Genomic DNA, 10,758 nt, shown 5'->3' on the forward strand with positions numbered 1-10,758 from the left:
GGGCGTTCCTGGTCACGCCCGGCCAGTGGGGCGACGCACCTCAGATGATCGAGGTCCTCGACCGCATCCGCGTCTCCCGCCCGCAGGTCGGACGGCCGCGCACCCGGCCGGACCACCTGGGGGGACAAGGCGTACAGCTCACGCCGCGACCGGAGTCACCTGTGAAGACGCCAGATCAAGCACACGATCCCCGAACCGAAGAACCGGCAGGCCAACCGCAAACTGCGCGGCGGCCAGGGCTGCCGGTCCACCGGCTTCGACAGCGAGGTCCACAAACGCCGTAATGAGGTAGAGCGCGCAATCAACCGACTCAAGAACTTCCGGGCCGTCGCCACCCGCTGCGACAGGAGGGCGTAGGTCTTCCCCGTCCCCGTCACCACTGCAGGCGATCCGGCCTTGGCGACGGAGCTGAGCCGACCTGCAGTCTCAGTCGCCGAGGAACCACAGGTACAGGTGCTGTCCGTCGAGCACTGCTTGACCCAGTTCGATCAACTCGCGCATGAACTGATCAGTCAGCACGCCCGCAGGCAGCCGCGGTATCTCCTCCAACAGAGTGGCCACCTGCCGGTGGTTGAAAACGGTGTCTGCGTATGGCAAGAGATGTCCCAGCATCGGAAACGCCGACTGATCGAGACCAGCCAGCTCAGGGCCCCAGACCACACCGTGCCTCGCGCGGGCCTCGATCCTGCCGTTCTCGCTTCGGACCTGGAGATTGATCACGGTCAGACCCTACGACCTCATGATCAGCCGGACAGACGCCAGCCACCCCCTGGGCCGCCGACTTTCCAGCGGACGCCCCGTCTCCCCGGAGCGACCGCTGGTTCCGCGGTGAACCGTCGGAAGGAATCGACCTCTACGCCACGTCGGCGGCCGGGGGCGTCGCAGCGGCGTGGGCTCCGCCGGCCGTCTCGCCGCGTTGCGAGGCGGGGAAACGGTCGATCATGGCGCGCAACTCGTCGGCGCTGACGTTGGCTCCGAAGGGCTCGGTCCCCGGTTGCAGGCGTACCCCTTCGGCGAGCGGGCCGATGGCGACGGGGTCGAAGCCGAAGGCGCTCACGAGGTGGGCGGCGGTGGCCCGGTCGGCGGGATCGTCCCCGGCGACGGCGATCGCCTTGCGGCCGGACGTGCCGACGGGCCGGGCCTCGTCCTCGAGGTCGTGATAGCCCATGTGGTTGAAGGCCTTGACCACACGGGAGTCGGGCAGAAAGGCCTGGACGATCTCGCTGGTGGAGGTGCGGGGGTCGGTGAAGTCGTCGCGCACACCGTCGACCTCCCACCAGTAGTTCATCGCGTCGACGACCAGCTTGCCCCGCAGCGCGTCGGCCGGTAGAGCGCGGTGCTTGCCCAGGGGGAGGGCCAGGATCACGACGTCTGCCTGGGCCGCCACCTCGGCCGCGGTCACCGCGACCGCGCCGGGGGTGAGGACCTCGATGGTGAGCGCGATCTTCTCGGCCTCGCCCGACCCGGCGATCAGCACACGAAAGCCTGCCGCCAGGGCCAGCCGCGCGAGTACGGTTCCCACTTTTCCGGCGCCCAGGATGCCGACGATGCGGACGTCCTCGGTACTCATTCCTTCTCCTTTGTGCGAGTCAGCCGGCGAGGATGTCGCGGACCATGGGAATGACCTTGCTGCCGTACAGCTCGACCGCCCGCAGACGGGCACTGATCGGCTGCGCCCCCGCGGTGTAGATGAGGTCGAACCGGCCGACGTCGAGGCGGCTGACGGCGCCTGCGATCTTCCGGGCGACTGTCTCCGGCGAGCCTATGTACAGGGAGCCGTGCTCGATCTCCGCCTCGTACTCCTCCCGGCGCAGCGGCGGCCAGCCGCGCAGGGCGCCGATACGGTCGCGAATGACCCGGTAGCTCGGCCAGTGCACCTCGCGGGCTTCTTCGTCGGTGTCGGCGATGAAGCCGGGGGAGTGCATGCCCACCGGATGCGCGGAGGTGCCGAACTTGTCGGCCGCGCGCCGGTAGAGGTCGATGTAGGCCGCAAAGCGCTCGGGAGAACCGCCGATGATGGCGAGCATGAGGGGCAGCCCGTACTTGGCGGTGCGGATGACCGACTGGGGTGAGCCGCCGACACCGACCCAGGTGGAGAGGTGTCCGGACTCGGTGGGGGGAAAGACCTCGGCGTCTTCCAGGGGAGCCCGTACGGTCCCCTTCCACGTGACCGGTTTCTCCTCCAGCAGCCTGGAGAACAGCTCGATCTTCTCCTCGAACAGCGTGTCGTAGTCGGCGAGGTCGTATCCGAAAAGCGGGAACGACTCCGTGAAGGAGCCACGGCCGAGGATTACTTCGGCCCGGCCGCCGGAGAGGGCGTCGACGGTAGAGAAGCGCTGGAACACCCGGACGGGGTCGTCGGAACTCAGCACCGTCACGCCCGAGGCGAGCCGGATGCGCGTGGTGCGCGTGGCGATGCCGGCTAGCACGGTCTCGGGCGACGAGATCGAGTACTCCGGGCGGTGGTGTTCGCCCAGCGCGATGACATCGACGCCGAGGTCGTCCGCGAGGACGGCTTCGTCGAGGACCTGCCGGATCGCCCTCGCGTGGGAGACCGGCGCGCCGGAGTCGTCCGTGGGCACGTCGCCGAACGTGTCGAGGCCGAATTCGAGATCAGACATGGATGGGCTCCTTGGTGAGCAGTTCCCCTACCAGCGGGGTGACTTCGCGGCCGGTGGTCCGTGGGCAGCCGGTCGCTCGGAAGTAACTGCTTGACGTGTCAAGTATATTCCCGTGAATCACGCTTGATGCGTCGATCGAGGTGCCGGGATGCATCGCTGGCGCGGACGCACCCCGTGTCCTCGTGGAACGGGTGGACTGCCGGGCCCATCCTAAGTCATCTAGTTTATGTGTCAACTAAACCTCTGGCCCGCGCCCCGGTGGGCGTCCAGGAGTCCGGGCCGGATCGCGCTGACGGTGGGGGAGGCGTCACCTGCCGGGAAGTCGGGTCGTCACTTCCTGGAGCACCCATCCGTTGCCGTCGGGGTCGCTGAAGGCGGTGAACGAGCCGTAGCTGGCACGCCGCGGGTCGGGACCGCTGACCCGGCCTTCGTCGGTGCCGCGATGGAACACCCCGCCGGCGTCGTGGAAGATCTCGCTCATCGCGACACCTCGATCGACGAGTTCGGCGTGGGCGGCCACGATGTCCGAGACGACGAGGTGCAGGCCCTGCGTCGAACCCGGTGCGGCCGTGGTGACCCCGGTGCCGAAGAGGATCGAGCACTGCGAGCCGGGCGGCGTCAGGTGCACCACGCGGTAGCTGTCGTCCGCGACGTAGTCGACGTCCAGGCGGAAGCCGGCCTTCTCGTAGAAGGCCTTCGCGCGGTCGACGTCGGAGACGGGCAGTACGACGACTTCGAGTTTCAGATCCATTGGGCCGGTTCTCTTTCGCGGAGGGAGGCTTGGCGACCTCGTGCGTCACCGTTTGAACAGGTGAGATCATGGCATTCTCGCGCGTCACCGGTCAAGACGGTGACGCGCATGTGTGTGGTGTCCGGCCGCGTGCGGGCCGACGGCGGCCGACCGGCGCGGGGCACCGGTCGGGCGCTCCTGCCCAGGCCGCGCGAAGCAGTTCCGGCTGCGCGAGACTGGAGGCACTGGCCGAGCCGAGGCAGCCCAGAACGGTCGGATGGTCATGAACGGATCGGAAGTCGGCAGCGACAAAGAGGGAAGATCCGCGCCCGATGCGGCCGGCGAGGCATCGTTCCTGGTGGATGGCGTGGGCGTCGTGGTCCGGTGGAGCCCGGCAGCCGAAGAACTGCTCGGCCATCCCGCGCGGTGGGGAGTCGGCCGGGCGGTCACGGAACTGCTCGACCCGTCCCCGCCGGAGCACTCCGAGCAGGCCGACACCGTGTTCAAGCACCGGGACGGACACACGGTCCCCTGCCGGATCCGGGTACGAGCCGAACGGGACCCGGAGTTCGGGGCGTGCTGGAGGATGTATCTGTCACCGGCCACCTCCGAGACGGTCTCCGCAGTCGACCGGGCGCTGCTGGAGGCCCTGTTCACCCGTTCCCCGATCGGCCTCTTCGTCCTGGATCCGCAGCTGCGTCTGACGCGCTACAACGCCACGGCGCAGGGGATGCAGGGCACGCGGGTGACCGAAGGGCTCGGCCTGCGGCCCACCGAGGCGTGGCCCGACTTCAGTTCCGAGATGGCCGAGCGGGTGATGGCCAGGGTGCTGGAGACCGGCGAGCCGGCGATCGCCTTCGAGAAGCGCGGCCGGCCACCAGGTGACCCCGAGCACGAGCACGTCTATTCGGCGTCCGTGTTCCGCCTGCAGGACGCCGACGGACGCATCATCGGCATCGCCGACACCGTGGTCGACGTCACCGACCGTGACCGGGCGCAGCAGCGACTGGCGCTGGCGGGCGAAGCCGGCGCCCGGATCGGGACCACCCTCGACGTGCTGCGCACGGCGCAGGAGCTGGCCGAGGTGGTGGTTCCACGGTGGGCCGACAGCGTGGCCGTGGACCTTCTCGAACCCGTGCTCGCCGGACAGGAGGTGCCGCACGGGCCGGGAGAGGCCGGATGGGCCCTTCGTCGTGCGGCCTGTCGGTCGATCCGCGCGGATGGCGCCGCGCCAGGGGTGTACGCCGTCGGCGAGCCGAGCAGCTACCCCGGTGCCGCGGCCGCCATGCGGGTCCTGGCCGAGCGCAGGGCGTGTCTGGTGCCTACGATCGACGAGGACAGCGCCTGGGTACGCGACGACATGGTCCGTGGCCGGCGGATGCTGGAGGACCGGATCCACACCTTGATGATGGTGCCCCTGGTCGCGCGGGAGACCGTCCTGGGGCTGGTCGCCTTCTACCGCTGGGGCGCCCGGGACGCCTTCGACGAGGAGGACCTCACCTTGGCCAAGGACCTCGTCGGCCGCACCGCCGTCGCTCTGGACAACGCCCGCCGGTTCGTGCGCGAACGAAACGCCGTCCTGTCTCTGCAGCGTGGCATGCTGCCGCAGGACCTTCCCGCTCCGCACACGGTCCGCACGGCGCACCACGTGGTGTACTCCGGTGCGGGCGGCGACTGGGCCGACGTGATCGCGCTGCCTGGAGCTCGCGTCGGCCTCGTGACGGGCAGCGCCCCCGGCCGCGGCATGCGGACGGCGGCCACCATGGGCCGGCTGCGAACAGCCCTGCACATCCTCGCGGCCCTGGACCTGGCGCCCGATGAGGTCATGGCCCGCCTCGACGACGTGGTTCACCAGATGGACGCGGAGAACAGCGACCCGGCGACCGGCAGCGCGGCGTCCGGAGCCACCTGCCTGTACCTGGTCTACAACCCGGTCACCCGCCAGTGCGTCATGGCCACCGCGGGCCGGCCGGGGCTGGCCGTGGCCCACCCGGACGGCACGGTCACCTTCCCCGAGCTCCCGGTGGGGGCACCGCTGGGGCGGCCGGGACCGTCCTTCACCAAGATCGAACTGACGGTACCGGACCGGACCCGCCTGGTGCTCTACACCGCGGGTCTGGTGCAGGCCTTCGGTCCGGAAGCCGGGCACGCCGAGGTCACGCGGCTGCTGGCCAGGTCCCGCCAATCCCCGCAGGATCTGTGCCTGAGTCTCGCCGAGAACCTGATCCCCGTCGATCCCCCGCAGGACGCGGCGGTCCTGGTGGCGCGCACCCGTGCCCTGGACCCCACCCACGTCGCCACCTGGAGTCTCCCCGCCGACCCGGCGGCCGTGGCGACCGCCCGTTCCCTCGCCGCGCGCCAACTCGGTACGTGGGCCCTGGACGAGGAGGTCTTCGCCACCGAGCTCATCGTCAGCGAACTGGTCACCAACGCCATCCGGTACGCCGAACCGCCCGTACGACTGCGCCTGATCCACGATCACGCCCTGACCTGTGAGGTGTCCGACGGCAGCAGCGCCGCCCCGCACCTGAGGCACGCCCGTACCACCGACGAGGGCGGCCGTGGTCTGCTGCTGGTCTCGCAGTTCGCACAGCGCTGGGGCACCCGCTACGAGGACCGGGGCAAGACCATCTGGGCCGAGCAGCCGCTCGCTTCGGCTGCCTGATCCCCAACACGGCCTTCCCGTCCGCCCGTTGGCAGGGCCGGTCGGTAACTTCGCGCGGTGTTTACGCTCTACGCGCAGGAGCACGGGAGGCCGGCCGTCCCGTCCGGAAGCAGCGGAGCGAGGCGAGTGTCTCCGTAGGTGCCGCGGCGGGGGAGTGCCTCGTGCACAACCCTGGACAGTCACGGATCGAGCGTGTTGTCATGTCCACGAGGCTTTCCGTTTACAACGTTGTAAACGATGCCGGGAGGAGCCGCTCCCCACGACCGGTGGCGATGTGCGGCGCGTGAAGTGGCTGGTGTCAGGCGGCCGTTGAGGGTGGGAGGGGCAGCGCGTGGTGAGGACAGGCAGATGGTGGGGCGCGGCTGCCGCCGTGACGTTGCTCAGCGGCCTTCTCGGCGGACCGGCCGTGGCCGAGGTCCCGTCCGTGCCGGCTCCCGTGGCTCCGGCGGGGACATCGTTCCTCGATCACGACGCTCTGTTGAGAGGCGTCCAGGACCCGGCGTGGTTCAAGGCCAACATCCCCTTTCTCGACGTTCCCGACCAGCAGATCCGGGACGTGTACTACTACCGGTGGCAGACCTACAAGGAGCATCTCGTCTACACCGGGCCGGAGTACGGCTGGCTGTCGAGCGAGTTCCTCCAGCCGGTCGGCTACGGGGCTCCGTACGGGGGGATCTCGGCCGCGGCCGGGCATCAGATCACCGAGGGGCGATGGCTGCGCGATCAGACGTACGCCAAGGACGTCGTCGACTACTGGCTCGGCGGTCCGGGACAGTTCGCCAAGCCGCGCACGGACGACGTGAACGCCGACACCTCGGACTGGGCCCACGAGTACAGCTTCTGGGCGGCCGACGCGGTGTGGCAGCAGATGCTGGCCACCGGGGACCGGGGCTTCGCCAAGTCGCAACTGGCGTCGCTGGTCAAGCAGTACAACGGCTGGGGCAACCACTTCAACCAGGCGCTGGGCCTGTACTGGCAGGCGCCGGTGTGGGACGCGACGGAGTACTCCGCCTCGTCGTACGAGTCCTCCGACCCCTACCACGGCGGCCACGGCTACCGGCCGACGATCAACGCCTACCAGTACGGTGACGCGCGGGCGATCGCCGCCATCGCCGCGCTGGCGGGCGACACGGGCACGGCCGACGACTTCCGGGCCCGCGCCGCCGCGCTGCAGAACGCGGTGCAGGCCCACTTGTGGGACGCGGGGCGGCAGTTCTACTACGGCGTGGCCCGGGACGACAATCCGTCACTGGGCAAGACCGGCAGCCGCGAACTGATGGGCTACCTGCCCTGGATGTTCGACATGGCGCCGGCCGCGAACGCCGGGGCGTTCGCCCAGCTCAAGGACTCCAACGGGTTCGCGGCCCCCTACGGGCCGACGACGGCGGAACGGCGCAGCCCCTGGTTCATGTACCAGGCCGGCGGCTGCTGTCGCTGGGACGGCCCCTCCTGGCCCTTCGCCACGTCCCAGACGCTCACCGCGGCGGCGAACCTTCTGCAGGACTACCCGGTCCAGTCGGTGTTCTCCAGTAGCGACTACGTCCAGCTGCTGCACACGTACGCCGCCACTCAGTACCGGGGCGGTGTCCCGTACGTCGCCGAGGCCCATGACCCGGACAGCAGCAGCTGGCTGTACGACGGGAACAACCACAGCGAGGACTACAACCACTCCACCTACAACGACAACGTCATCTCCGGGCTCATCGGCCTGCGGGGCCAGAGCGACGACACTCTCGTCGTCAAGCCGCTCGCGCCCGCCGGATGGGACTACTTCGCGCTGGAGAACACCCCGTACCACGGACACAACGTGACCGTCCTGTGGGACCGCACCGGAAGCCGTTACGGCCAAGGGGCGGGCCTGCACGTGTACGTCGACGGCAGCCAGGTCGCCGCCAGGGCCGGCCTCGGCGCCGTCACGGTCGGCGTCGGCGCGCCGCTCACCCAGCCGGGTACGGACGCGGCGGTGGACATCGCAGCCAACGGCCAGCGCTTCGCGTCCGGTCCGCAGCCCTTCGCCTCCTACACCTCGGGTTACGACAACGTCTGGAACGCCGTCGACGGCATCGTCTACCGGCAGGGCATTCCCGAGAACAGCCGCTGGACCTCGTACGCCACCGGCCACGCCGACGACTACTACGGCGTCGACTTCGGCCGCAACCAGAAGACCGGTGACGTGCGGCTGTACTTCTACGACGACGGCGGCGGCGTGCGTACTCCGGCCACCTACGACCTCCAGTACTGGACCGGCACGGCCTGGGCCACCGTGCCCGGCCAGACCCGCGCCCCCGCCGCACCCACCGCAAACGCCGAGAACAGGATCACGTTCCCGGCACTGACGACCAGCCGGCTCCGCGTCGTGGCGCCGAACGCCGGCGGCGGCACCGGGTGGGGCCTGTCGGAGTTCGAGGTGCGGGCCGCGCCGGTCTTCCAGATCGCCAACGTCAACAGCGGCAAGCTCCTCGCGGTCGAGAACGCCTCGCTCTCCGACAGCGCGGACGTGCAGCAGTACGCGGACACCGGCACCCCGGACCACCTGTGGAAGCTCGTCAGGGCCGGCAGCGGCTGGTACAAGATCGTCAATGTCAACAGCGGTCTGCTGCTCGCCGTGGAGGGCGCCTCGACGGCCCTGAGCGCCCAGGTCCAGCAGTACCACGACAACGGAACCAGCGATCACCTGTGGCGGCTGATCGACGCGGGTGGCGGCCAGTACAAGATCCTCAACCGGAACAGCGGTCTGCTGCTCGGTGTCGACGGCATGTCCACCAGCGACAGTGCGGACGTGGTCCAGTACTCCGACAACGGCACCCCGGACCACCTGTGGACCCTGCGGTCGGCCGCGGCCCCGTAGACCGGAGGTCACTCACCACGTGGGCCCTCGTCCCGGACGAGAGCGATCGGAACAGGCACGCGCGTGGACCGGAAACAGTCGTCAGACGCCGGGCATCGACTCCACCCACTGGGCACGCCAGGCGGGTGGAGCGAACGGATCCGCGAAGTACTGGGTCTCGTGGGCCACCTTGCCGTCGCGGAACTCCATGATGCTGACGGTGGAAGCGCGCTTCCCGTCGTAGTCGATCACGTATTCGGTGACCCAGAGATCCCCGCTTCCGAGAATCCGGCGGATGGTGAACGTGAGCTGGGCCGGGTGGTGCGAGCGCAACGCCTGGAGGTTGCGGCGGCCGTGGATACGCTCACCCGACTGGGGGTAATCGGTGATGACGTCGTCGTGATAGATCTCGTGCTCGGCGTCCTGGTCCCCGGCGGCGGACGCCGCCCAGTGCCGGTCCAGCGCCGCTCGGATCTCCTGGTCGCCCATCGCGTCTCCTCCGACCACAGAAAGCATCGGGCGAGACCCGTTTCCGATGTCCCGGCTTCCTGGCAACCAGCGTAACCCTGGCGGCGCCGGCCGACACGTTCGCTGTGCGGCCGTCCAGCGTCACGGCCCCACGGCGACGTCGTCCGCACCCGTGGGGCCGTGACCCCCGGCTACCGCATGTCGGGCCACGTCATGTTGATCTCCCGGCCGAAGTTGACGTACGAGGCACGGCGGAAGGCGTCCGCCATGGGCGCGTTGCCCAGGTCGGTGGACGCGCGGACGCGGGGCACGTCCTGTCGGGCGAGAACGCGGGTGCCCTCGGCGAGGATGTCGTCGATGTACCCGTGACCGCGGTGCTCGGGGAGCACGGCCAGGTAGGCGATGATCGCGTTGTACCCGTTGTGGGCCGGGACGACGAATCCCACCGGCTCCGCGTCGGGCAGGACCGCCACGCGCCACCAGTCCTTGGGGCTGGCGTAGCGCGCGAGTTCGTCCTCGTAGTGCCTGGCCGCCGTGGCGTCGGCGGACATGCGGGTCAGGTCGTGACGACTGTGCGCGTCCAGGGTGCCGTCCAGGACCCGGGTCATGAGGGTCAACAACTCGTCCTCGTGGGGCGGCCGGAAGGCGAGCCGTCGGCTCGGTTCGGGAATCGGCGATCCTCGCCGCCATTCCAGGCGAAGCCGTTCGACGAACAGCCTGGCGCCGGTGCTCTCCAGGATCGTCATGCGGTCCTCGACCACCCGTCTGGTGACCGTGTCGTCGCGCCAGTCGGGCGGGATGAAGCGGCTGTATTCGGGCGGCGGTGAGCCGTTCGGGACGACGGTTCGCGTGGCCGCGCGCAGGAGGCGGACGCCGATCTCCCTCCGGGTGGAGGCGTCCGGGAGGGTGTCGTCGACATCCAGGATGTCCAGGATGAGGGGGTCGGCTGCTCCGCGCCGGCTCCACCAGGCCGCTCTGGCCAGCAGTCGGTCCCCCAGCACGGCGACCCACATCCATTCCGGACGTCGGCGGCCTTGGACGAGGTCCTCCGCAAGTTCCTCGTTCAGCTGGTAGGGCAGTCGGGAGAAGAGGGCGAGTTCCTCGCGCCCGGTGATCGGACGCATCGTCAGGTTGTTCAGGTCCACGGTCGAGTCATGCTCCAGTGAAGGGTGCTCGCCCGTTCCGGGGTCAGATTCTGTCCGCACCCCGGGAGGGGACGAGCGCGGTGGTCGTGGGAGTCATCCGCCTGTCCCTCCTCTCGTCTTGGCATGTCTTCAGCTTCGGGGCCGAAGCATCGATGACCAGATCTATCCGATCGCGGTCCGCGGCCGCAATCGCTTTTCGGTTCCACGATGTCTGCCGTGCGCGCGGCCGGATGGTGTGCGGCCGCGCGGACCGGGGGGGCCCGCCGGCCGCCGCCGGGGGGGGGCGGGGGCGGGGGCCCCCC

Annotated in this window: 8 protein-coding genes and 1 pseudogene; 3 read left to right on the top strand and 6 right to left on the bottom strand. The window is 69.7% G+C overall.

Annotation, left to right across the window (positions count from 1 at the left end):
• Positions 1 to 2: 2 nt before the first annotated feature.
• Positions 3 to 357, top strand: a pseudogene (locus ACFV2J_RS35195) (transposase); the annotation flags it as partial.
• 69 nt (positions 358 to 426) lie between these two features.
• On the opposite strand, the gene ACFV2J_RS35200 reads toward ACFV2J_RS35195, so the two are convergent.
• The 4 genes from ACFV2J_RS35200 to ACFV2J_RS35215 form a co-directional block, all read right to left on the bottom strand.
• Entirely contained in the window at positions 427 to 720 is a 294-nt protein-coding gene (locus ACFV2J_RS35200) for a hypothetical protein (RefSeq protein ID WP_385088596.1), read from the bottom strand.
• 133 nt (positions 721 to 853) lie between these two features.
• A complete protein-coding gene (locus tag ACFV2J_RS35205; protein WP_385442513.1) occupies positions 854 to 1,570 on the bottom strand; it encodes an NADPH-dependent F420 reductase in 717 nt (238 codons plus the stop codon).
• Positions 1,571 to 1,589: 19 nt separating this feature from the next.
• On the bottom strand, positions 1,590 to 2,621 hold the full coding sequence (locus ACFV2J_RS35210; protein ID WP_385088600.1) for an LLM class flavin-dependent oxidoreductase: 1,032 nt from the start codon (positions 2,619 to 2,621) through the stop codon (positions 1,590 to 1,592).
• Positions 2,622 to 2,928: 307 nt separating this feature from the next.
• Complete coding sequence (locus tag ACFV2J_RS35215; RefSeq protein ID WP_385088602.1) at positions 2,929 to 3,372, bottom strand: VOC family protein; 444 nt, start codon at positions 3,370 to 3,372, stop codon at positions 2,929 to 2,931.
• 262 nt (positions 3,373 to 3,634) lie between these two features.
• Between ACFV2J_RS35215 and ACFV2J_RS35220 the strand changes: the two genes are divergently transcribed.
• Together ACFV2J_RS35220 and ACFV2J_RS35225 are read left to right on the top strand one after the other, a co-directional pair.
• Entirely contained in the window at positions 3,635 to 6,016 is a 2,382-nt protein-coding gene (locus ACFV2J_RS35220) for a SpoIIE family protein phosphatase (RefSeq protein WP_385094082.1), read from the top strand.
• A 370-nt stretch (positions 6,017 to 6,386) separates the two neighbouring features.
• Positions 6,387 to 8,864 carry an RICIN domain-containing protein gene (locus tag ACFV2J_RS35225; protein WP_385442516.1) on the top strand — a complete coding sequence of 826 codons (2,478 nt, stop codon included), beginning with the start codon at positions 6,387 to 6,389 and terminating at the stop codon, positions 8,862 to 8,864.
• Positions 8,865 to 8,945: 81 nt separating this feature from the next.
• On the opposite strand, the gene ACFV2J_RS35230 is transcribed toward ACFV2J_RS35225, so the two are convergent.
• Complete coding sequence (locus tag ACFV2J_RS35230; RefSeq protein ID WP_385094088.1) at positions 8,946 to 9,332, bottom strand: nuclear transport factor 2 family protein; 387 nt, start codon at positions 9,330 to 9,332, stop codon at positions 8,946 to 8,948.
• Between the two features lie 170 nt (positions 9,333 to 9,502).
• Positions 9,503 to 10,435: a GNAT family N-acetyltransferase gene (locus tag ACFV2J_RS35235; RefSeq protein ID WP_385094091.1), complete on the bottom strand. Its 933-nt coding sequence runs from the start codon at positions 10,433 to 10,435 to the stop codon at positions 9,503 to 9,505.
• Between the last annotated feature and the right edge of the window lie 323 nt (positions 10,436 to 10,758).

The organism is Streptomyces sp. NPDC059668, from assembly GCF_042734135.1.
In the GTDB taxonomy this organism is placed as follows: Bacteria; Actinomycetota; Actinomycetes; order Streptomycetales; family Streptomycetaceae; genus Streptomyces.

Excerpts from the sequence above, each read along its gene's own strand:
- ACFV2J_RS35205 (WP_385442513.1), bottom strand. The coding sequence starts at position 1,570 with ATGAGTACCGAGGACGTCCGCATCGTCGGCATCCTGGGCGCCGGAAAA.
- ACFV2J_RS35210 (WP_385088600.1), bottom strand. The coding sequence starts at position 2,621 with ATGTCTGATCTCGAATTCGGCCTCGACACGTTCGGCGACGTGCCCACG.
- ACFV2J_RS35215 (WP_385088602.1), bottom strand. The coding sequence starts at position 3,372 with ATGGATCTGAAACTCGAAGTCGTCGTACTGCCCGTCTCCGACGTCGAC.
- ACFV2J_RS35220 (WP_385094082.1), top strand. The coding sequence starts at position 3,635 with ATGAACGGATCGGAAGTCGGCAGCGACAAAGAGGGAAGATCCGCGCCC.
- ACFV2J_RS35230 (WP_385094088.1), bottom strand. The coding sequence starts at position 9,332 with ATGGGCGACCAGGAGATCCGAGCGGCGCTGGACCGGCACTGGGCGGCG.
- ACFV2J_RS35235 (WP_385094091.1), bottom strand. The coding sequence starts at position 10,435 with ATGCGTCCGATCACCGGGCGCGAGGAACTCGCCCTCTTCTCCCGACTG.